General features: G+C 42.1%; 18 protein-coding genes and 1 tRNA gene. 13 read left to right on the top strand and 6 right to left on the bottom strand.

From position 1 onward, the window contains the following. Nucleotides 1–127: 127 nt before the first annotated feature. Entirely contained in the window at nucleotides 128–2,122 is a 1,995-nt protein-coding gene (locus tag H8S37_RS07905) for an oxidoreductase (protein WP_186875431.1), read from the top strand. Nucleotides 2,123–2,184: 62 nt separating this feature from the next. Here the strand turns inward: H8S37_RS07905 and H8S37_RS07900 are convergent, their stop codons facing one another. Both H8S37_RS07900 and H8S37_RS07895 read right to left on the bottom strand, forming a co-directional pair. Further along, complete coding sequence (locus tag H8S37_RS07900; RefSeq protein WP_186875430.1) at nucleotides 2,185–2,772, bottom strand: TetR/AcrR family transcriptional regulator; 588 nt, start codon at nucleotides 2,770–2,772, stop codon at nucleotides 2,185–2,187. Between the two features lie 131 nt (nucleotides 2,773–2,903). After that, the gene (locus tag H8S37_RS07895; protein WP_186875429.1) at nucleotides 2,904–3,947 is read right to left on the bottom strand and encodes a proline racemase family protein; all 1,044 of its coding nucleotides are present in this window, start codon (nucleotides 3,945–3,947) and stop codon (nucleotides 2,904–2,906) included. A gap of 545 nt (nucleotides 3,948–4,492) precedes the next feature. On the opposite strand from H8S37_RS07895, the gene H8S37_RS07890 reads away from it, so the two are divergent. The 5 genes from H8S37_RS07890 to prdB all read left to right on the top strand — a co-directional run bounded on the left by H8S37_RS07890 (nucleotide 4,493) and on the right by prdB (nucleotide 8,940). Next, nucleotides 4,493–4,590: transfer RNA gene (locus H8S37_RS07890), tRNA-Sec, on the top strand. A gap of 46 nt (nucleotides 4,591–4,636) precedes the next feature. After that, nucleotides 4,637–5,962: a proline reductase-associated electron transfer protein PrdC gene (gene prdC / locus H8S37_RS07885; RefSeq protein WP_186875428.1), complete on the top strand. Its 1,326-nt coding sequence runs from the start codon at nucleotides 4,637–4,639 to the stop codon at nucleotides 5,960–5,962. Nucleotides 5,963–6,030: 68 nt separating this feature from the next. Then, a complete protein-coding gene (gene prdA / locus H8S37_RS07880) occupies nucleotides 6,031–7,920 on the top strand; it encodes a D-proline reductase (dithiol) proprotein PrdA (protein ID WP_186875427.1) in 1,890 nt (629 codons plus the stop codon). Next, nucleotides 7,913–8,218 carry a CBO2463/CBO2479 domain-containing protein gene (locus H8S37_RS07875; protein ID WP_186875426.1) on the top strand — a complete coding sequence of 102 codons (306 nt, stop codon included), beginning with the start codon at nucleotides 7,913–7,915 and terminating at the stop codon, nucleotides 8,216–8,218. Before prdA ends, H8S37_RS07875 begins: the two co-directional genes overlap by 8 nt. Beyond that, on the top strand, nucleotides 8,215–8,940 hold the full coding sequence (gene prdB, locus H8S37_RS07870; protein ID WP_186875425.1) for a D-proline reductase (dithiol) protein PrdB: 726 nt from the start codon (nucleotides 8,215–8,217) through the stop codon (nucleotides 8,938–8,940). Before H8S37_RS07875 ends, prdB begins: the two co-directional genes overlap by 4 nt. A gap of 48 nt (nucleotides 8,941–8,988) precedes the next feature. Here the strand turns inward: prdB and H8S37_RS07865 are convergent, their stop codons facing one another. Genes H8S37_RS07865 through H8S37_RS07855 form a run of 3 tightly spaced genes read right to left on the bottom strand, consistent with a single transcriptional unit; the run spans nucleotide 8,989 to nucleotide 13,143 of the window. Continuing rightward, nucleotides 8,989–10,443 carry an ATP-binding cassette domain-containing protein gene (locus H8S37_RS07865; protein ID WP_186875424.1) on the bottom strand — a complete coding sequence of 485 codons (1,455 nt, stop codon included), beginning with the start codon at nucleotides 10,441–10,443 and terminating at the stop codon, nucleotides 8,989–8,991. 10 nt (nucleotides 10,444–10,453) lie between these two features. Further along, nucleotides 10,454–11,509 carry a sensor histidine kinase gene (locus tag H8S37_RS07860; RefSeq protein ID WP_186875423.1) on the bottom strand — a complete coding sequence of 352 codons (1,056 nt, stop codon included), beginning with the start codon at nucleotides 11,507–11,509 and terminating at the stop codon, nucleotides 10,454–10,456. After that, nucleotides 11,506–13,143: a response regulator transcription factor gene (locus H8S37_RS07855; RefSeq protein ID WP_186875422.1), complete on the bottom strand. Its 1,638-nt coding sequence runs from the start codon at nucleotides 13,141–13,143 to the stop codon at nucleotides 11,506–11,508. The genes H8S37_RS07860 and H8S37_RS07855 overlap by 4 nt, the downstream gene beginning before the upstream one ends. A 257-nt stretch (nucleotides 13,144–13,400) precedes the next feature. On the opposite strand from H8S37_RS07855, the gene H8S37_RS07850 reads away from it, so the two are divergent. The 7 genes from H8S37_RS07850 to H8S37_RS07820 all read left to right on the top strand — a co-directional run bounded on the left by H8S37_RS07850 (nucleotide 13,401) and on the right by H8S37_RS07820 (nucleotide 20,627). Continuing rightward, nucleotides 13,401–14,888 (top strand): sugar ABC transporter ATP-binding protein, encoded by a 1,488-nt coding sequence (locus H8S37_RS07850; RefSeq protein WP_186875421.1) that lies wholly within the window; start codon nucleotides 13,401–13,403, stop codon nucleotides 14,886–14,888. Continuing rightward, nucleotides 14,889–15,866 carry an ABC transporter permease gene (locus tag H8S37_RS07845; protein ID WP_186875420.1) on the top strand — a complete coding sequence of 326 codons (978 nt, stop codon included), beginning with the start codon at nucleotides 14,889–14,891 and terminating at the stop codon, nucleotides 15,864–15,866. It abuts the gene before it with no gap. A gap of 74 nt (nucleotides 15,867–15,940) precedes the next feature. Continuing rightward, nucleotides 15,941–16,921, top strand: a complete 981-nt coding sequence (locus H8S37_RS07840) for a sugar ABC transporter substrate-binding protein (protein WP_186875419.1) — start codon at nucleotides 15,941–15,943, stop codon at nucleotides 16,919–16,921. Nucleotides 16,922–16,952: 31 nt separating this feature from the next. After that, on the top strand, nucleotides 16,953–18,014 hold the full coding sequence (locus H8S37_RS07835) for a zinc-binding dehydrogenase (RefSeq protein WP_186875418.1): 1,062 nt from the start codon (nucleotides 16,953–16,955) through the stop codon (nucleotides 18,012–18,014). Nucleotides 18,015–18,023: 9 nt separating this feature from the next. Continuing rightward, on the top strand, nucleotides 18,024–19,046 hold the full coding sequence (locus H8S37_RS07830; RefSeq protein ID WP_186875417.1) for an aldose 1-epimerase family protein: 1,023 nt from the start codon (nucleotides 18,024–18,026) through the stop codon (nucleotides 19,044–19,046). Nucleotides 19,047–19,246: 200 nt separating this feature from the next. Continuing rightward, nucleotides 19,247–19,819, top strand: a complete 573-nt coding sequence (locus H8S37_RS07825; RefSeq protein WP_186875416.1) for a YqeG family HAD IIIA-type phosphatase — start codon at nucleotides 19,247–19,249, stop codon at nucleotides 19,817–19,819. Then, on the top strand, nucleotides 19,788–20,627 hold the full coding sequence (locus H8S37_RS07820) for a VanW family protein (protein WP_186875415.1): 840 nt from the start codon (nucleotides 19,788–19,790) through the stop codon (nucleotides 20,625–20,627). Before H8S37_RS07825 ends, H8S37_RS07820 begins: the two co-directional genes overlap by 32 nt. A 157-nt stretch (nucleotides 20,628–20,784) precedes the next feature. On the opposite strand, the gene H8S37_RS07815 is transcribed toward H8S37_RS07820, so the two are convergent. Further along, complete coding sequence (locus H8S37_RS07815) at nucleotides 20,785–21,468, bottom strand: hypothetical protein (RefSeq protein ID WP_186875414.1); 684 nt, start codon at nucleotides 21,466–21,468, stop codon at nucleotides 20,785–20,787. Between the last annotated feature and the right edge of the window lie 142 nt (nucleotides 21,469–21,610).

Below are 21,610 nucleotides of genomic sequence, written 5' to 3'. Positions count from 1 at the left end.
ATACTCAATTCTAAAATTTTATTATTTTATTACAATAAGTATAGTAACATTGTTTGAAAGCATTATCAACGCTTGTTAAAATGATAACAGATAAAGATAAATATATTACATACTAGGAGGAAAGAATATGGGACGTTATGATGCTTTATTTAAACCTATGAAAATAGGTTCCCTGGAAATTAGGAACAGGATTGTATTAGGTGCTATGGGAATTCATACACCAAGACTTCTAAATCAAGATGGGAGTTTTACAGAAGATGGTATTTCGTTTTATGAAAGAATCGCAGAAGGAGGAACAGGTCTGTTAGTGACAAGTGCAATGATGGTACAGCATGAATTTGATGTGCCTAAAGTATCTCAGGCCGCATTAGATAATATCAGTGAAGAATATATAAAGAACAGTAAAAATTTAACGGAACGTATTCATAAACATGGTGCAAAAATTTTCTTACAGTTGTCAGGGGGAACAGGAAGAGCAGGTGTTCCTGCTTTGATGAAAGGAGACCCTATTTGTCCAAGTGATGGTCTTCCCAATGTCTGGAATCCAGTTGAAAAGCATCGTGCATTGACAAAAGATGAAATTCAGATGTATATTGATAAATTTGGCGCTGCTGCTAAAAAGGCTAAAGATGCGGGATTTGATGGTGTGGAGATTCATGCGATCCATGAAGGATATTTAATTGATCAGTTTACTACAAAATACTGCAATACAAGAACAGATGAATATGGTGGTTCTCTTGAAGGAAGACTTTTATTTCCGAAGAAAATCGTAGAATCAATTAAATCTGCCTGTGGTCAAGATTATCCGGTTGCTGTACGTTATTCTGTTAGGAGTATGGTTAAAGGCTTTAACGATGGAGCTGTGCCTGGAGAAGATTTTACTGAAGTAGGACGCGATTTAGAAGAAGGAAAGAAAGTAGCGAAACTTTTAGAATCTTACGGCTATGATTTCCTCGATGCAGATAATGGCAATTATGATTCCTGGTGGTGGGCACATCCACCTGTATATATGCCTAGGGCATGCAATTTGGAAGATTGTGCAGCGGCTCAAGCGGAAGTTTCAATTCCAGTATCTTGTGCAGGAAGAATGGAGCAACCTGAAATAGCTTTAGAAGCGGTACAAAGCGGAAAAGTTCAGGCGGTTACACTGGCTAGACAGCTTGTTTGTGATCCAGATTGGCCTAAAAAATTAATGAATAATGGAGCAGAAGATATTAGGCCATGTATATCTTGCCATGATGGTTGCTTAAATCGTATTTTCAAATCAAAAGATTTATGTTGTGCTTTAAATCCAGCCGCTGCTAGACATATTCAATATGCGATTACACCAGCGGAAAAAAAGAAAAATATTATGGTTATCGGTGGTGGAATTGGAGGCATGGAAGCTGCAAGAGTTTCAGCACTTCGAGGACACAAAGTGGATCTTTACGAAAAAACAAATGAATTAGGAGGAATGTTTATTGCTGCTGGTGCTATGTCATTTAAAGAAGCGGATATGGAATTAATTGAATGGTATAGACGACAAATGAAAAAAACAGGAGTCGTTGTCCATTTAAACACTGAAGTTACTCAAGAAATGATTCAGGAAACAAACGCAGATGAAATCTTTGTCTGTACAGGTTCAGCACCAAGAAAGTTAAATATTCCAGGTGTAGAAAACGATTATGTATTAACAGCCGTAGACGCACTTCGTAATCCTGAGAAAATAAAAGGGAATACGGTTGTAGTCGGAGGAGGACTAACCGGAATTGAAATAGCATATGACCAGGCTCGTCAAGGTAATATTGTAACGGTACTAGAAGCGACGGATAAAATTTTAAATGTTGATGTTTCGGCAGCAAATTTAAAACTATTATATGCTGAAATTAAATACTATAAGATTCCGGTGATTACAAATGCCAATATAACTTCATTTGAAAATAATAAAGTCATCTATGCGGTAGATGAAGAAGCAAAAGAAATTTCAGCCGATACGGTTATTTTAAGTGTTGGATATACAAGTGTTAACCCATTTGAGGATACACTTACTGGTAATCATGTCCATGTGATTGGGGATGCAAATAAAGTTGCTAATTTAATGGGTGCGATTTGGACAGCTTATGAGACAGCTAAAGATATTTAATATATAGTATAACGCCGGTGCACAGGAGTGTTTTGTCTCCTGTACACCGGCGTTACTGTATATTAAACACCATTTTCAAATGTATCCAGAACATGAGGAAGAAGCCTGTCACTATAGGAGGACAGGGAATAATCCCCTTCGCATAATGCCCAGTCATAGAGAAGGGAACGCTCATACATGGTATATATTTTTGTCAGCTCTTCGACAGAGGAAGTGCCTTTAAATTCACCTGTCTGTATACCGTCCTCGATGACTTCACGGATCAACTGGAAATAGTACCGGTTGTCATCTAACAGGGAACGGCTGTCTTTTGTCACAAGCTGAGAAGAATACAAAGATGCCAGGAGTTTTAAATCAATACTTGTCTCAATCATATAGAAGAGTTCGTGATTTAAAAGCAGCAGCTTTTCCCGCGCTTTTAGATTAGGATCCATGGAACTACTGATTTCTTCATATTTCTGGTCAAATAAATCAGACAGAGTGGAAAGAAGCGCATCTTTCCCCTTAAAATAGTGATAAAATGTTCCTTTGGAGGTTTTGGAAAGCTTTATAATATCCTCAACAGTCGTGTCATGGTAGCCATACTTATAAAATAAATTCCAGGCTGCTTTCACAATTTTGTTTTTGGTGGTTGATTTTTTTCGGGGCATAGTATTATGAAATTCCTTTCTAAAACCGCAGCGTTGATACGCTGACCCAGTTTTATACTGTATTTATTATATACAGAACACCGCAGATTTTCAAGAATACTCTTGCAGACCTTATGCTTTAGCGCATGAAATTACAGCGCTTCTCCGCGTGCGACTTTGAAACCATATTTGAGAGGGTCATCTGGATCTATGACATAAGTTGAGACGCCGGTTATATACGCGCTTCCGGTAATCTGCGGTACAATGGCTTTAAACGGTCCCACAGTCGTCTCTTCTTTAATCACCCCTTTAAATTGAGAACCGATAAAACTTTCATACACAAAAGGCTCGCCGATTTTGATTTCTCCTTTGGCATAGAGTGCGGCTAATTTAGCGCTTGTTCCGGTGCCGCAGGGAGAACGATCCGACATATAATCCCCGAAAATAACGACATTTCGGTAATTGCATCCCGGTGTATCTGTATGACAATAGAATTCTACCAGATCTAAGGTAGTAATATCCAAGGCAGGATGACAAATATGCACTTCTTGATTAATCTGACGGCGCAGCTTCATCCCAAAATCAGTCAGCTTTGGGATGGATTCTTTATCGACAGTCCATCCAAGCTGTTCTACATCTGTCAAGGCGAAGAAGCTTCCCCCGAACGCGATGTCATACCGGATTGTTTTTCCGTCAATGACAGTAGAGAGATTCTCTTTATAAAGAAAGGCGGGTACGTTTGTCAGAGTAACGTTTAAAACTTTCCCATTTTTTACTTCTGCTTTCGCGCGGATAAGTCCGGCAGGAGCATCCAGCACGATTTCTGTGTAGGGCTCTTTAGCGGGAACAAGACCAGATTCGATGAGCGCTGTGGTTGTTCCAATAGTTCCGTGACCGCACATATTTAAGTATTCTCCGGTATCCATGAAAATGACTCCAAAATCCGCCTCCTCGTGAACAGGCTCGGTGATAAGAGCTCCGAACATATCGTGGTGTCCCCGCGGTTCATACATCAGTGCTTGGCGGTACTTGTCGTAATGCTTCGCAAGATACTGTTTTCTCTCTATCATCGTTTTTCCTTCTAATTTAGGAAAACCAGAAGTAATAATACGGGTAAACTCTCCGACAGTATGTGTGTCAATCGCATGAAAGACAGATTCAAAGGAATTCAGTTTAATGACAGGGGTATAATTCATGTTCATTCCTCCTAAATTAAAATTTTCATAATAGACAGATGAAAAGTATACCCTAAAGGGCACACCGTAATACAATCCCTTCGGGAGGGCGAGCTTTGCTCGATAAAGTATACCCTAAAGGGCACACCGTAATACAATCCCTTCGGGAGGGCGAGCTTTGCTCGATAAGGTATACCCTAAAGGGCACACCGTAATACAATCCTTTCGGGAGGGCGAGCTTTGCCTGATAGGGTATGATTTTGTAAATGCCTATAAATAGACTGTATTCTAGTATTTTGTACACAAATAGTATAGACTATATTCTAGTATTTAGTTCATTCTTTAAGTATTATTATGGCCGAAACCCCTTGAAAAGTCAATGATTATTTGTTACTATAATTTTGCAGTGGCAGCAGCCACGATAAGCACACAGTGCGGTTTTACGAATGGCGCGGGCTGAACTGTTACTTGCAGTATAACAGTGGCGGCTGTCATAATAAGCACGTAGTGCGGTTTTACGAATGGCGCGGGCCAAACTGTTACGTTGCGTTAATTGTGAAATATATGGGGGTAGAAAGGTAACTGGTGTGCCTCCTGGTCTTCAAAACCAGTGTTGGGCGCCTGCTGCGTCCTGGGTGGGTTCGATTCCCACATGCCTCCGCCAGAAGAATAACTGCTTACAGCAGTAAAAATAAAGGAGTGGCAGAGTAATGGAAAATCTTCAGTTTCTTTTAAAACAACATGTCGGCGTACCGTGCAGACCAGTGGTTGAAGAAGGAGAGATGGTGGAGAAGGGAACTCTGATTGCAGTTCCGGAAGGTCTGGGCGCAAATCTGTTTTCCAGTGTATATGGAACAGTGAAAGAGGTCAGAGAGGATCGCATTATTGTCTGTCCAGATAAAATGCAGAAAGAGGAATATGTACAGCTTTCAGAAGGAACACCCCTGGAGATGGTGAAAGAGGCCGGTATTGTCGGAATGGGAGGGGCCGGATTTCCGACAGGAATAAAGCTGGATGTAAATTTACAGGGGGGAACCATTCTTGTGAATGTGGCAGAATGTGAACCGGGACTTTGCCACAATATCCGTCAGATAGAGGAACAGACGGATATGACAATAGAAGGGGCGAGGATTTGTAAGGAGATAACGAAAGCTTCTAAAGTGATATTTGCAATAAAGGCGAAGAATAGACACGCGGTGGAAAAGCTAAGGGCTGTTTTGCAAAAGGAGGCGGATATGTATATACATCTGCTTCCGGATATTTATCCGATGGGAGAAGAAAGGGCAGTTGTACGGGAATGTCTGGGAAAGCTTTTAGATCCGGTACAGCTTCCGACGGCGGCAGATGCGGTGGTGATCAATGTAGAGACCGTACTGCGTGTAGCAGAGGCGGTGAAGCTTAGAAAGCCCTGCTTTAGCAAAAATATAACTGTAATAGGAAAATTAAAGGGCGGAGAAGAACCACATGTGTATATGGATGTTCCTGTCGGGACAAGTGTAGAAGATATGATAGAACGCTCCGGCGGCATTGACGGGGTATATGGAGAAATTATCATGGGAGGGCCTTTCACCGGCAGGGCGGTGAATCTGGAAGAACCAGTGACAAAGACAACGGGAGGGATTATTGTGACAATCGACTTTCCGGATCTGCATGGGGCTCCGGTAGGGCTGCTTGTATGCGCCTGCGGCGGAAGTGAAGAACGTATGCGGGATATATGCAATAAAATGCATGGCACAGTAGTGTCTGTAGCAAAGTGTAAGCAGGCAGCAGAGATGCAGAACAAAGCGTTGAAATGTGAAAATCCGGGGAACTGTCCTGGGCAGGCGGCAAAATGTCTCCAGTTTAAAAAGGACGGAGCGCAGTATATCATTATTGGAAATTGTTCTGACTGTTCGAATACGGTAATGGGTTCTGCACCGAAAATGAAATTGAAGGTATTTCATCAGACAGACCATGTGATGCGAACGATCCATCATCCGTTGTACAGAAGGCTGAGAGTTTCGAAGCAGGAGGAGCAGTTGCCGGGAGGAAAATAAATTCCAGGCGACAAAAAATTTTGAAATCATAAAGAATAGATAAAAGAAAAGACAGGAGGAGAGAGGATATGTCTATTTCGGCAGAAACTGCGAAAGAACACGCAAAAGATCCGGCAGTGCTTTGTTGCCGGGCGGAAGAAGGAATCACAATCCAGGCATCCAACTTAGAGGATCCGGCAATCTTTGACGATCTGGTGGATTCCGGACTTTTAGACTTGACAGGGGCACTTACCATTGAACAAGTGCTCGGAGCAAAATTGACAAAAACATGCGACTCTTTGTGTCCGCTGACTTCGGATGTGGTAGAAGGAATTACTGCGCCTACAGAGAAAAAAGATGGAAAGCAACAAAATGTTGCTTATGCGGATGGGACAGATCCGATTTTGCGTACGGGATCTGTGCAGAAAGATTGGACATCTGTACAAGGCGGCGTGTTGAAAATTCATATCGGCGAGGGGAAAGATATTGATATTGAACTTCCTGTGACGGCGGCGACGCCAGCAGAGTCTTCTGTTCAGACAGTGCCGGCAGCCTGCGGGGCAGTACAGACACCATCAGCAGACAAAATACAGGATCCGGAGGCAGAGACGGAAGAAAAGACAGTCCGCAGCCTTACAAGAAAACATTACAGAATCAAAGAGGTAAAGCGTGGGCCAGAGACGAAGATAGATAAAGACGTGCTTTACATCCGAGAAGGAATTGAGGCAGAATGTGTGGCTTCCCAGGAGCTAGTACACGATCTGAAAATCGACATTATTACGCCGGAGGAGTACCATACGTATTCGGAGACGATTATGGATGTGCAGCCTGTTGCCTGCAAAGAAGGAGACTGTGAGTTAGGTACGGGTGTGACAAGAGTTTTAGACGGCGTTGTTATGATGGTGACAGGAACAGACGACAACGGAGTGCAGATCGGAGAATTTGGTTCTTCAGAAGGATATTTGGACGAAAATATTATGTGGAACCGGCCTGGAGCGCCGGATAAGGGTGAAATTTTCATCAAAACACAGGTGACCATCGAAGCCGGAATGAATATGGAGAGGCCAGGGCCTTTAGCGGCGCACGCGGCGACAGATTATATTACGCAGGAGATCAGAGAAGCACTTAAAGCGTTGGAAGATGATTCTCTGGTGGCAGACATTGAAGAATTTCATCAAGTGAGAAGACCTGGAAAGAAGAAGATTGTGATCGTAAAAGAAATCATGGGGCAAGGAGCAATGCATGATAATCTGATTCTTCCGGTTGAGCCAGTGGGAGTGTTGGGAGCAAAGCCAAACGTAGACTTGGGAAATGTACCGGTTTGTGTATCTCCTCTGGAGGTACTGGACGGTTGTATTCATGCACTGACCTGTATCGGCCCCGCATCTAAGGAGATGTCCAGGCATTATTGGAGAGAACCCCTTGTTCTCGAAGCGCTTTATGACAAAGAGATAGATTTGTGTGGAGTGATTTTTGTCGGAAGCCCGCAGATTAACGCAGAGAAGTTTTATGTTTCGAAACGGGTAGGAATGATGGTGGAAATGATGGATGTGGACGGCGCATTCATAACAACCGAAGGATTTGGAAATAATCATATTGACTTCGCAAGTCACCATGAACAGATCGGTATGAGAGGAATTCCGGTGGTGGGACTTTCCTTCTGCGCGGTGCAGGGTGCTCTTGTGGTAGGCAATAAATATATGACAAATATGGTAGACAATAATAAATCGGAATCAGGCATTGAAAATGAAGTGCTTGCCTGCAATACGCTCTGTACAGAGGATGCACTCCGCGCCCTTGTCATGCTGAAAAACGCAATGGCAGGTGAAGAAGTGAAAAAACCGGAAAAGAAATGGAATCCAAATGTAAAGTCCTCAAACGTAGAGTTGATTTCAAATGTTACAGGAAAGCCGGTGGAGCTGGTAAAAAATGAGCAGTCTCTGCCTATGAGTAAAAAGAGAAAAGAAAAATATGACTGACAGAAAAGAATTACAGTATGGTGATAAGATGATACGTATGGAAGGCGTGATTGTGGAGATCCATGAAGGCTGTGTCGGAATTGATTTAAAGGGAAGGCTTGGATTTCTGAAAATTCCCATGAGGATGCTGATTACCGAGTATCCTCTGAAGGTCGGACAGGAAGTCGCATGGAATATGAGCTTTGTAGAACAGCTTGGCCCGAAGGCAAATGAGAAGTACGTATCGAATCTTGACACATATATCAGACATCGAAAAGAGATGGAAGAAAAAAATGAAGAAGGAGGCAGACAGAGGTGAGTTTAACGACGGTAAAAGGAATACAGTCAGAAATTTTTGTTCCAATTACTCCGCCGCCAGTTTGGACGCCGGTAAAGAAAGAGCTGAAAGAAATGTCCATTGCACTTGCTACAGCGGCGGGCGTACATTGTAAAAGCCAGGAACGCTTTAACCTGGCCGGAGATTCTACCTGGCGGAAGATTACAAATGATACGCCCTCGAGCGAGTTGATGGTATCTCATGGGGGATATGATAATAGTGATGTCAACAAAGATATCAACTGCATGTTTCCGATAGACCGCATCCATGAATTGGCTGCAGAAGGTTTTATACGGGCGTGCGCTCCTGTGCATGCGGGCTTCATGGGAGGCGGCGGCGACCAGGAAAAATTTAAACATGAAACAGGGCCTGCGATAGCCAAAATGTTCAAAGAAGAAGATGTGGACGCAGTGATCCTGACAGCCGGGTGAGGAACCTGTCATCGCTCTGCAGTTTTGGTGCAGAGAGCAATCGAGGAGGCTGGAATTCCGACAATTATAATTGCAGCGCTCCCACCGGTCGTCCGTCAGACCGGTACGCCACGTGCAGCGGCTCCGCTAGTGCCAATGGGCGCTAACGCAGGCGCGCCGAACGACGTAGAAATGCAGACGGGCATCGTAAAAGCAGCATTAGAACAGCTAGTGAAGATTGACACACCGGGGAAGGTGGTACCGCTTCCGTTCGAATATGTCGCAAAAATATAATTGGACGAATAGAGAAGAAACCGGAGGAGTCGGTATTCTTCTCTATTTTTAAATTTCAGGAGCTATTTCTTTTATAATTTTACCCTCATGTATCTGTAAAATACGGTTACAAACAGGATAGAGCGTATCCAGGTAAGCGGAGATAATAAGCTGGGAAGTCTTCTTTTTCTGGGTTCGAAGAATATCCTGATAAAAGAGTGCCTTCTCATGCAGATCCATTTTTAAACAAGGATTATCATATATAATTATCCTGGCGCCACAGGCGACAGCGCGGCAGATGGAAGCTTTCTTTTTGATTAAAGGGTTATCTGTGATGAACTGATTGGCAAATAGTCGATACCCTTCATCGCAAAAATACTCACTTAATAAATCGTGTGTAAGATAGAGCAGTCTGCCTTTTTTCAGAACGATTCCTGCGGAGGAATTTGATTTAAGTGCACTAAAGCAGATATTTGCTCCTAAGTCCATATTGGTAAAAAAGTCATCTTCTTCCGGTATCAGCATAAGTTTATGCTGCTGTACATTTTGCTGTTCCGGAGAATATATATTCCCGTTTACGCGGATGGTTCCGCAGAGAACAGGGAGACTTCCGCGCATCAGTGCAAAAAGCGCTTTGCCGGAATGATAGTTTTTGTTCCACAGTCCCAGAGTTTCACCCTCATAGAGAGAAAAAGTGAGATCCTTTAATTTGTTATTCCATGTATATATGTGAGAAAAATCCAGTAATTTTTTAGAACTGTCGGCGGGGGAGATTCGGGAGAAAACACCGTTTTTTGGAGGCAAGGTTTCTCCTTCAATTAGGGACAGAATAAGAGGAAGCTCCATTTCATCCCGCCCTAATTCCGCAGTGATTCTTCCCTTACGCATGATACAGAGACGGTCTAGGTATGGGAGGATGCAATTTGCCTCGTTTTCAATTAGAACAAGGCTGATACCATGTATGCGCAAGATGTTGAATACAAGGGTCATCTCCTTTCTTGCAGAAGCAGACAGAAGGCTTACCACGTTATCGAGAACCAACACCTGACTGTTGCAAATAACTGCCTGCGCCATTTCGATAAGAAGCCTTTTATGAAAACTTAAATCTGCTATATAGGTATCGGCGGGTTCTTTTATCTTAAGCAGATCGAAAATATATTTACATTTTTTCGCGTATTCTTTATAACTGTATTTTTTTCTGGCAAAGGCAAAGTTCAATTTAAGTGTATCACGAATGGAAAAGTTGTCTATGAGTGAACCTGATGGCTTAATCAGAAAAATTCCTTCTTTGCGGGCCTGCTCGATAGAACGGAGTACCTTTTTTTGTTCTTTTATATATACGATTCCTGTTTTAGCAGGGAACTCTCCCGTAGCTGCGCCTAATAATGTGGTTTTACCGGAATGGTTTCTGCCTGCCAGACCGACAATCTCTCCTGCAAAAACCCGAAAATCAGCATGGCGGACAATTTTGACAGCATTTTCTTCAAAACAGATATTATGCAGATACAATATTTCTTTTTTCATATTAAAACTCCTATTGCCGGCAGAGAAGCAGAGGGAATGTTACCTCGGAGGTTGTCCGTATATTCGGAGTACTGCTTAAAGATATGCCGTATTCATTGCCAAAGGTCAGCTTAATTCGTCTGTTGATATTAATCAGGGCGATTCCGGCGTGTGTGTCTGTACCTGTTGCATGGCTATAATCCGAATAGGCGATGTGCATTGCATTTTCCAGAAATTCAAGACGTTCCTCGCTTATGCCAGCACCATTGTCTGTGACGGCAAGAATAAATTTATGCTCTGTTGTATAGGCGCGAATCTGTATACGTCCTCCTTCTATTTTGTGCTCCAATCCATGGGTTATGGCATTTTCTACTAAAGGCTGTAGTACCATGCGGGGAATCATATACTTATCAGGTAATTCTTCTTCTACGTCAAAGGAATAATCAAATTTATTATTAAATCGGAATTGCTGAACCTTCATGTAATTGTTGATGTTATCCATTTCCTGGCGAAAAGACAAAAGCTCCTGTTTGTCGGAAATCATGTTTCGAAATACGCGTGAGAGAGCTTCTGTTATATCAGAGATTTCCTCCATATCATGTATAAGGGCATATCCTCTGATTGAGTCTAAAGCGTTATAAAGAAAATGTGGATCGATTTGAGAGGATAATGCATAGAGCTCGGCCTTTTTTCTCTGTTTTTCTTCAAATCTCTTCTGTGCATTGGCAAATTCCTGCTGCTGGATCAAATGATATAGAGTTGTATCAATCGTAGGAGGAGAAAAGGTGTCTCCTGCATTGTCTGCCTTTTCTGCATCGAAGACAGAAGCGTGCTTTGTAATAAATTCTTCTATATTCCAAAGCTGGCGGATAAGCAGCAGATAAGTAAGAACTCCGCTTAATAAAAGAGAAAGCCCCAGGCATAGTGCGGTTTCTCGGTAAGAAAAATAGCCCTTTGCAGGAGGCTTTAGTTCGTTTAGCAGCCAGCCAAAGAATAAAAACGTACAGATAATGAGCAGAGTGTCTAGCAAAAACACAAAGATTACCTTTCCGGAAGTCAGAAATTTTAGATGCTTCGATACTTTCATTTTTCCCCTCCGTTTGTTCCTAAATGACGTTTTCTATATTCGGAAGGTGTGATTCCCACGGTTTTCTTAAATATTTTAGAAAAATATTTCGTACTGCCGAAACCAGACAGGGAAGCTGTCTCAAGAATATTATGTTTTACGTCTTTCAACAGATTTTTTGAAATGTCAATCCGATATTGGTTCAGGTAATCTAAAAAATTGATCCCTTCTTCCTTTTTAAATAGTCTGCTTAAATATACAGGAGAAAGATTTACTATTTTTGCCGCATCGGATAAGCTGATATCCTCGCTGTAGTGCTCGGCGATATACCGCTTTACAATCCGGATAGGGGGGGGGGTAGAACGACTGTCGGCAGACAGTTGATTTTCGGCTACCATGCGTGCAGTTTCTGTAGATAAAGAAGCAGCATATTCCTGTGGAGAAGATGCGGAAATATAGAGTTTAAGCATACGTTCTTTAAATGCAGTTTCGGATTCATTACATACACCGATGTCATGAAAATAGAGGTAGATTTTTTCAAGTAATTTTACGTATAGGCGATAATATAAAAGACTGTCTTCCTCCAGGACATAGTACGCCCTGGAATACATATCCTTTATACAGCGGCGTATTTCTGATTCATTGAGAGAGGCTAACGCGTTAGAAAGTGCTTCTTTCCGGTAATCTATAATTGTATTGAGCAATTCTGGCGCAGTATGAAGCTCAGAAGGTGTAAGCAGCTTCTTATTCCAAAGTGCGGTTCTGGAAAGGAGACATTTTATAAGGCTGGAAGCCGTATCAGAGAATGACAACGGCTCATTGCAGAGACTGCCTAAACAGATATGGAAAGATAGTCCGGCGAATTTCTTTGTACTCCGTTCGCAGTTTTCCAGATGCTTTTTTAAAACAGGGAGAAGGGAATCCTGTTTTTCCACTGTATAATTTAGAAAAAAGAAAGAAATATTTTTGTAAGTATATTCCAATATTTCCATACATAATTCTTGCAGGGCAGAAAAAAGAACTGTACGGGCTTCCATGAGTAAAAGCGGAACAGTTTTGCCTGAATCCGAGATGTTTGCCGACGCATCAAGAACCAGGGCGCACATCTGGAATATGCCGGGGCGAAAATGAGTCAGATATTGCTCGTTAATGGAAAATAATTCACATGGAAAAGAAATGTCCCCTTTAAGCACATGTTCAAAGAATATTTTCTGTGCCTGCTTTCTGCCTGCATCTAGTTGAATTGAGATTTCCTTTAGGGAGTTTTCCCGCTGCTGTGTTTCTGCCAGTTGTTCATATACACGGCGGACAGCACATTCCAGTTCTTCTTTATTAATAGGTTTTAGGAGGTAGTCTGCCACATTGCTGCGCAGAGCCTCACGAGCATAGTCGAACTGCTTATGACCGCTGATTACGATAAATTTTACGTTGGTATTGAATTTGCGGACTTCGTTCATAAAGGTCAGACCGTCATAACCGGGCATACGTACGTCTACGATTACGAGATCTGGAACAATTTCCTTTACCAATGAAAGGGCGGCTACTCCATCGTTGGCTGTAGCGGCTATTTCCATTTGATATTTCCCCCATGAAATAAGTTTCTGAATTAACGCTACGACATAAATCTCATCGTCTACGATCAGCACTTTAAACATGAATATCCTCCTAATATGTTTCTGCCTTCTATTCCATGTGCAGTGCAGTAAATGAGTTGTTTCACTGTCTGCAGAGAATGATTTAATTAACGCTAATCAAAATTTTAGCAGATTTGGAAAGGCTTGACAATAAATAAGACTTTTAAAACCTGCAGTGGTTAAAAATGTATACTTTATGTAAAAAATGGTTCCTTTTTTTCGTGAAATTGACGGTATAAAATGTTTTTAACAACAAACGAAAGGAAGGAGTTGAGGAAATGATTGGAGATACTATATTAAAACTGAACCACATTTCCAAACTGTATCCGGGGGTTGTAGCGTTAGATGACATGAACATGGAATTTAGAGAAGGAGAAGTTCATGCCATCGTAGGAGAAAACGGAGCTGGGAAATCAACAATGATTAAGACGATCTCCGGAGCGATTGAACCTAGCCGGGGAACAATAGAGATATGTGGAGAGACCTTTGACAAGCTCACGCCTAAGCTTTCCAGACAGAAGGGCGTAGCGGTGATATATCAGGAATTTACTTTGGTTCCGGTATTGTCGGCAGCGGAAAATATTTTTATGGGAGAATATATGCTCAAAGGGATGGTTCTGGACAGAAAAGCAATGGAGGAAAAGGCAAAAGAACTTTTTGAAAGACTGCATGTCAGGATTGATCCAAAAGTGAAGGTTGCAGACTTGACAACGGGTTTCCAACAGATTGTGGAGATAGCAAAGGCAATTTCAAAGGATGCGAAAATACTGATCATGGATGAACCGTCAGCCCCCTTGACGATCACGGAGGTTGAAGCGATGTATGAGATTGTGGACAGGCTTAAGGCAGAAGGAGTCACGATACTTTATATTTCGCATCGTATGGAAGAAATATTCCGGTTATCCGATCGAGTGACAGTTATCAGGGATGGAAAGTACATAACTACAGTCAACACAGCAGATACAAATAAACAAGAGCTTATCCGGCTGATGGTTGGAAGAGAGTTAAACGAATCGTATCCGGTTCGGAAGAAACCGGCGGGAGAAACGATTATGAAGCTGGATAAGCTAAGTGGAAATGGAATAAAAGACATCAGCTTTGAGATAAAGAAAGGAGAAGTCTTAGGACTGGGAGGGCTGGTAGGAGCCGGCCGTACAGAACTGGCACAGCTTATATTTGGCAGTGAACGGATTACCTCAGGGAAAATCATATATAAAGGAAAAAGTTTTCGGCCTAAGAATTGCCGGGAGGCGATAGAAAATAATATCGCTATGATTCCGGAAGACAGAAAAAGGCATGGAGTTGTCCTGGAGATGAGTATTCGGGAGAATACAACGATGCCGTGTCTGAAACATATATCAAAATATAGTGTGATTAAGTCTGCAAAGGAAAATGAAGTGACAGAAAAATATGAAAAAATACTGCGGATTAAAACGCCAACGATCGAACAGCTTGTGAAAAATTTAAGTGGAGGGAATCAGCAGAAGGTAGTACTGGCAAAATGGCTTGCTATGGATCCGGATATTATTATTTTCGATGAACCTACCCGAGGAATTGATGTAGGCGCAAAGCAGGAAATCTATGAGGTGATGAATGAACTGGCAAATCAGGGAAAAGCCATTGTTATGATTTCATCAGATATGGAAGAATTAATTGGAATGTCAGATCGGATTATCGTGCTGTGTAAAGGTAGGATGGCAGGAACATTAAATAAAAATGAAATATCACAAGAAACAATTTTAACGAAAGCGGCAGGTGCGGAATAAATGAAGAGAATTATAAAAAGTAAAGAATTTGCGGTTTTTATCGTACTATTGGCATTGATGTTGTTTTTCAGCATTGTATCACCACAGTTTATGCAGGCGAAGAACTTTTTTAATATTGCGAAACAGATAGCTACAGTTGGTATTTGCTCAGTCGGATTTAGCTTTGTTCTTATTACTGGGGGAATTGACCTTTCGGTAGGATATCAGATTTCTGTAGATATTGTAGTGACGGCAGTGTTGATGAAAAATTTTGGAATGAACTGGATGCTGGCATGTGCTGTGGGTATGCTGCTTGGAACAGCGATTGGATTAATTAACGGTATCATTATCACAGAAACCCATGTAGCGCCTCTGATAGTAACTCTTTCCATGATGACAATACTGGAAGGAGTCAGCTTCTTAATTACAGGAGGGCTTGCAATCTTTAAGTTCGATGATGCCTTTGTAAAATTAGGACAGGGAACTGTGGCGGGTATCATTCCGATCTCCATCTTTTTCCTTCTCATTATTATTGCTGTCGGCGTGTTTATCCTTAATAAAACTGTTTACGGACGGTACTTTTACGCAATAGGAAACAACGTGGAGGCGGCGAAGCTGTCGGGGGTAAATGTAAAGAGGATTCAGCTTCTGGCATATAGTCTGTGTGGATTCTTTACTTCCATCGGGGCGATTTTGATGTTGGCACGGTTGAATTCGGCACAATCCTCCACAGGAGACGGGTATGAGTTTAATTGCCTGACAGCCTGCGTAGTAGGCGGGGTCAGCACGAACGGCGGGAAAGGAACCATATTGGGAGCATTTATCGGATGTCTGATTGTCGGTGTGCTGGAGAATGGTCTGGCAATTATGAATATCAACGAATATGTGCAGAAGGTCATCAAAGGGTTAGTGCTTCTGGCAGCAGTTATCTATGACACAATGTCACTGCGGAAAAATGAAAAGGCGAAGAAAATGAAAGCAATTAATGCAGAAAACTGATGCATTATATGATATACCCAGAGGCGGGAAAAAATAGCACTATAAAATATTAAAAAAAGAAAGGAAGAAAGGTTATGAAAAAGAAAGTGTTGGCGGTTATTTTAAGTGCGGCAATGGTAACAGGGATGGCGGCAGGATGCCAGAGCAGCTCCGGAGGAGGTGCGGGAGGAGATGAGGATTCTTATACGGTAGGAATGACTTTGAATCTGGGAAATCTGACCTGGGCAGAGTTGTCAGAGGCAGCAAAAACACATGGAGAAGAATTGGGTATGACGGTAACCGTACAGAATTCCAATGATGATGCGACAACCCAGGTATCTCAGATTGAAAACTTTATACAGTCCGGCGTGGACGCTATTATTGTTGCGGCGGTAGAGTCGAATTCTGTAGAGGACGTATGTAAAGAAGCACAGGAGGCAGGGATCAAAGTAATTGCTTATACCCAGACGATTGAAAATTCAGATGCACAGTACTTAGTTGATGCCTACAATACAGGGTATGCCTGCGGCGAAAGAGCAGCGCAGTGGATCAATGAGGTCTATGGAGATGAAGCGATAGAATGGGCGCTTGAAGATCTCCCCAAATATCCTGAAATTATCGACAGGGCAAACGGGATTAAGGACGCGATTGCGGAACTGGCACCGAACGCAGAGTTAGTGGCGACACAGCCGGCAGAAGTAATGGAGGATGGACAGAAGAATGCGGAAAACTTTATGCAGTCTAATCCAGATATAAAAGTCATTTGTTCGATTGGTTCGGGTGGAGGAGCCGGCGCTAACGAGGGTGTGAAATCCTATATTTCGGCAGATGAATATGACAAGTTCGGAATTTTCGGAATTGATGCTACAGAACAGGAAATCATGAACATTATCAACGGAGATCCGCAGAAGTCTTCTGTAAGTCTTGGAGGAGGCGCAGTTCATGGGGAAACATTGATCGACATTGCGGAGAATTTCCGGCAGGGCACGGAGCAGGAGGAAATACAGTATATGCCGATTACAGTGATCGATTCCAGCAACGCACAGGAATATTATGATGAGCATTTCGGTAATTAATGTAAATAAACAGAAAAGGGAGAGATAAATTATGGCAGAAAAAATGAAAGCACTTGTATCTTATGCGCCTTATGACAACAGGTATGAAGAATATCAAAAGCCGAGGGCGGAAAAAGGCGAGATTGTACTGAAGGTAAAAGGATGTGGTATCTGCGCAGGCGATATAAAGGCATATCATGGCGGTATACGCATATGGGGAACATCAGAAGAAAACAGATATATAGAAGCTCCTTGCATAGGCGGGCATGAATTTTTCGGCGAGGTCGTAGAGCTTGGAGAAGGCGTAGAAGACTACGCCGTTGGGGACGTTCTTGTGGCCGAGCAGATTGTTCCGTGCGGAGAGTGCAAATTCTGTAAAAGCGGGGCCTACTGGATGTGTACAAGATCAGCAGTGTTTGGGTTTAAACAATATGCAAACGGTGGGTTTGCGGAATATGTAAAGCTGGATAAAAATTGTCTTATCCATAAAGTGCCAAAAGAATTTACGGCAGAACAGGCTGTGTTGATAGAACCTATAGCCTGCGGTATGCATGCGGTAGAGCAGGCACAAATACAGCACAGTGATGTAGTTGTGATCGCGGGTCTGGGCGCAATCGGGACATCTATGGTCAATATTGCATCTCTGGCACTCCCAAAAATGGTGATTGGAATTGATGTAAAAGAAAATCGTCTGGAGATGGGAAAGAAATTCGGCGCAGATGTAGTTCTTAATCCGGCAAAATGTGATGTGGCGGAGGAGATTCGGAGTCTGACAGATGGACTAGGGTGCGATGTATATATTGAAGCTTCAGGCAGTCCAAGAAGTGTAACGCAGGGAATGGATGCTCTGAGAAATCTCGGAAGATATGTGCAGATGGGAGTGTTCGCACAGGAAGTAACGGCTGATTGGAATACAATCGGGGATGGAAAAGAACTGACAATTATCGGTTCCCACCTGTCAGCTCTTACATATGATTCTGTAATACAGGGAATTGCATCGGGTAAGATTAAGACAGAAGGGCTGATTTCCCATAAATTTAAACTGTCTGACTGGGAAGAAGCGTTTAAGGCGACAGAACTGCCGGATGCTATGAAGGTTATGATGGAACCATAAGGAGACGCTATGGAGGAAAGAAAGTATGCATATATAGGCGACATTTCCCAGCTTTTTCGTGTAGAAAATTACCGGATGGAGGGCGGAAGAAAAGACGGTGTACGTGCTACCCAGATAATGAATGAAAGCGGGCTCCAATTTACGGTCATTGCAGATCGATGCATGGACATTGCGTATGTGTCCTATAAAGGAGTGAATCTAAGCTATATCAATCCAAATGGGATTTGTGCGCCACAGTATTATGACAATAGAGGAACAAAGTGGCTGGAAAATTTCACGGCAGGCTTTGTAACAACATGCGGGCTGGACAATATAGGCAATCCATGTGTAGATGGGAAAGAATTAGGTCTGCACGGTAAAATCAGCAATATTCCGGCAGATGACTACAGTGTAAGAATGTTGGAAAAAGAAGAGGGAAACGAGGTACAGCTCACAGGGAGGATGAAGGAAAGCTTTCTGTTTGGTGAGAAGCTGCACCTAAGGAGGACGATAACTGCATATCAGGAGAAGAACAGAATTGTTCTGGAAGATGAAATTATCAATACAGGTTTTGAAGAACAGGAATATATGCAGCTATACCATTTCAATATCGGGTATCCCTTTCTATCACCTTCGTGTGAATTATTTATTCCAACAGAAGAGGTAAAAGGCGCAAACGAATATTCAGAAAGAAATCTGGGGAAATGGAACCAGATAGAAGAACCTTCAAGTACGGGAGAAATGTGCTTCTTACATCAATTGAAACGGCAGGGTGATACGACATGTGTAGGTATGTTTAACCATAAATTGCAGATGGGATTTACGATTAAGTTTGACAATCAGACGCTGGATAAATTTCTTCAGTGGAGATACCTGAATAAAGGAGAGTATGTGTTAGGATTTGAACCTGCCACAAATTATATAGGAGGAAGAACAGAGGAACGTAAAAAAGAAAAATTAAAAACGCTTTCTCCTAGAGGAAAGGAAGCACATAAGCTGCAAATAGACTTTTATGACAGACTGGAGGATGTGAAAAACAACATATTGTTATAAAGAAAGTAAATGTAAGGGAGAGTCACGGCTGTGTGCTCTCCCTATTATTATATACGAGCCGTTAAGTTACTTTTTGCAATATTTCTTTATCAGTGTTCTAGATTGGAGTGTCCTTTTCTCATTTACATTCTGAAGAAAATGGGATATACTCTCGTTGTAATGGAGTATTTTAGTATCGAAGTAACGGAGGGGCAGACAAAATGTTTAAAGTGTTTTATCCCTATGAATACGTAAACAGTGTTTTTGCTATTGATTACGAAAAATTGTACACAAAAGGTTACAGAGGACTTTTATTTGATATAGACAATACACTGGTGCCTCATGGGAATGATTCTACAGAGGAAGTGGATGCGTTCTTTTTAAAACTGCACAGCATGGGATTTAAAACTCTGCTTTTATCAAACAATGATGAGGAAAGGGTAAAGAGATTTAAGAAGAATATTGATTCATTTTATCTGTGCGATGCGCAGAAGCCAAGGCCGGAGAAGTATTTAAAAGCGTTGAAGATGCTGGGGATGAAGAAGGAAGAAACAGTTTTTATAGGGGATCAGATATTTACAGACATTTGTGGTGCAAATTTAAGTGGTATAGCCAGTATACTAGTAAAGTTCATAGGATATGATCAAGAAACAAAAATAGGAATCAGAAGAAATTTGGAGAAGCTGATTCTAATATTATACGGATTAAATAAATCCTGCCAAAAAAGGCTGGGAGATATACAAAAGAGGGAGGAATCTGAACATGCTATGGAAAAGGGACAGGCTTTTTTGTGAAATCAGTCCAGTTTGCTATGAGATTGCACTTCAGAAAGAGATATTGAAACGCCATATAAAAAATTTTTTTGAGAAAGAAAAGTTCGCGGAAACGATACAGAGAGAAAAACTGCCAAATGTTGTAGCGGCTCACAGTTCAAATCTGATAAAAAGAGGGAAAGGAATAGATATTAGCCTGCAAGAAGGAAAAGCACAGAATATTAAACTGGCGTGTGAGAAAATAAACGGACTTGTTCTCCGCCCGGGAGAAGTCTTTTCTTTTTGGAAGACCGTAGGCAAGACGACAAAAAGAAAAGGATATAAAGAGGGACGAGTTATCAGCGGAAATACAATAAAGGCGGGTGTCGGAGGTGGACTCTGTAATTTAGGAAATACGATACACTGGCTAGTTCTGCATAGTCCTTTGGAGGTAACGGAATTTCATAAACATTCAGACGCACTGGCTCCTGACGAGGGCAAGAGAGTTCCGTTCAGCTCTGGAACATCTGTCTGTTACAACAGCATAGATTATCGTTTTAAAAATAATACAGAACAAAATGTGCAGCTTCTTGTGTGGTGTGAAGAAGAAAAACTATACGCAGAGTTAAGAAGTGAAAAGGCATATCCGCGGCGCTATGAGCTGGTGGAGGAAAACCATCACTTTGCAAAGGAAGGAGAAAAATATTATAGAAATTCAGAGATTTACAGAAATGTTATTGATAAAGAGACTGGCAAGGTTCTGGCTAAGGAGCTTGTTTTGAAGAATCATTCAGAAGTAATGTATGATTACAGCCTCATTCCTCGGGAGCAGATAAAGAACGAAATCTAAATATTGCCTGTGCACCGCGGAAATTTTGTGAAGGGCGGCAAAATCCTGTTATGTATACCTTATCAGGCGAAGCCTGCCCTCCCGAAGGGAATGTATTACGGTATGCCCTTTAGGGTATACCTTATCGGACAAAGACCGCCATCCCGAAAGGTTTGTATTACGGTGTGCCCTTTAGGGTATCCATATAGCGGCATACATTGTCGATCTGTTCGTTAAAAGTTTTGCCGAATTTGTGTTCAAAAAAAGCGCCGCCTATGGTAAAGGCCCAAGGAGAAGCTTCCTTGATTTCGTCAAGCCGTCTGTAACTGTCTACACTGCCTGCGATACAGACTGGAGCGTCTATTTCAGATACAAATCTCTTATTAAGAGAAAAGGCGTCCCCTGTATATCTGTAACCTAATAAATCAAAGCCATAGACTCCTTTTTCGAGATAAGATTGGGCTTCTGCAATCATCTCTTTTGGCGTACCGTTTAGAATAGATGGCCTGTCTGTAACCCTTCCAACGAAAGGCATGTATTTTAAATGGTGTTCTTTGCAGAAGGTGTTGATCGAGTCAAAAAATAACGTACCCAGCAGAATGTCACAGCCGCAGGCAACAGCCATTTTGGCACCTTTCATACATTCTTCTTCCGTATATGCCACTACCTCCAGAAAGGTAGTTTTTCCGTATTCTTTCATATAAGTATATAATGTTTTCATTTGCGGCAGCGGAAGCGGCTGTTCTTTAAAGCCCCAGAAGTCTGCCTTGCTGCGCTTGCATTGCTCAAAAATTTCGTAGGCGTTTCTGACAGTACGGTCATGGTGTGTCAGCATTACAATCAAATGTGGACGGCAAGTCATACTGGTCCCCCCCTTCTGAAATATATATTTTATTCCCGCGAGCGACGAGTCATGTGGGCGTGCTTGTACGCACATTTGGCGAACGCCGCGAGGGTCAACCCCCCGCCCCTTGGAGCATATCAAATTTGATGCTCCGTTGCCT

The sequence above is a fragment of the Mediterraneibacter hominis genome, assembly GCF_014287475.1.
Taxonomy (GTDB): Bacteria; Bacillota; Clostridia; order Lachnospirales; family Lachnospiraceae; genus Mediterraneibacter; species Mediterraneibacter hominis.
This window is presented reverse-complemented; position numbering and strand designations above follow the sequence as displayed.

Coding starts and splice junctions, on each gene's coding strand:
- H8S37_RS07835 (WP_186875418.1), top strand. CDS start 16,953: ATGGCAGAAAAAATGAAAGCACTTGTATCTTATGCGCCTTATGACAAC.
- H8S37_RS07840 (WP_186875419.1), top strand. CDS start 15,941: ATGAAAAAGAAAGTGTTGGCGGTTATTTTAAGTGCGGCAATGGTAACA.
- H8S37_RS07900 (WP_186875430.1), bottom strand. CDS start 2,772: ATGCCCCGAAAAAAATCAACCACCAAAAACAAAATTGTGAAAGCAGCC.
- H8S37_RS07850 (WP_186875421.1), top strand. CDS start 13,401: ATGATTGGAGATACTATATTAAAACTGAACCACATTTCCAAACTGTAT.
- H8S37_RS07865 (WP_186875424.1), bottom strand. CDS start 10,443: ATGAAAAAAGAAATATTGTATCTGCATAATATCTGTTTTGAAGAAAAT.
- H8S37_RS07815 (WP_186875414.1), bottom strand. CDS start 21,468: ATGACTTGCCGTCCACATTTGATTGTAATGCTGACACACCATGACCGT.
- prdA (WP_186875427.1), top strand. CDS start 6,031: ATGTCTATTTCGGCAGAAACTGCGAAAGAACACGCAAAAGATCCGGCA.
- H8S37_RS07830 (WP_186875417.1), top strand. CDS start 18,024: ATGGAGGAAAGAAAGTATGCATATATAGGCGACATTTCCCAGCTTTTT.
- H8S37_RS07905 (WP_186875431.1), top strand. CDS start 128: ATGGGACGTTATGATGCTTTATTTAAACCTATGAAAATAGGTTCCCTG.
- H8S37_RS07860 (WP_186875423.1), bottom strand. CDS start 11,509: ATGAAAGTATCGAAGCATCTAAAATTTCTGACTTCCGGAAAGGTAATC.
- H8S37_RS07820 (WP_186875415.1), top strand. CDS start 19,788: ATGCTATGGAAAAGGGACAGGCTTTTTTGTGAAATCAGTCCAGTTTGC.
- H8S37_RS07825 (WP_186875416.1), top strand. CDS start 19,247: ATGTTTAAAGTGTTTTATCCCTATGAATACGTAAACAGTGTTTTTGCT.
- H8S37_RS07875 (WP_186875426.1), top strand. CDS start 7,913: ATGACTGACAGAAAAGAATTACAGTATGGTGATAAGATGATACGTATG.
- prdC (WP_186875428.1), top strand. CDS start 4,637: ATGGAAAATCTTCAGTTTCTTTTAAAACAACATGTCGGCGTACCGTGC.
- H8S37_RS07845 (WP_186875420.1), top strand. CDS start 14,889: ATGAAGAGAATTATAAAAAGTAAAGAATTTGCGGTTTTTATCGTACTA.
- H8S37_RS07895 (WP_186875429.1), bottom strand. CDS start 3,947: ATGAATTATACCCCTGTCATTAAACTGAATTCCTTTGAATCTGTCTTT.
- H8S37_RS07855 (WP_186875422.1), bottom strand. CDS start 13,143: ATGTTTAAAGTGCTGATCGTAGACGATGAGATTTATGTCGTAGCGTTA.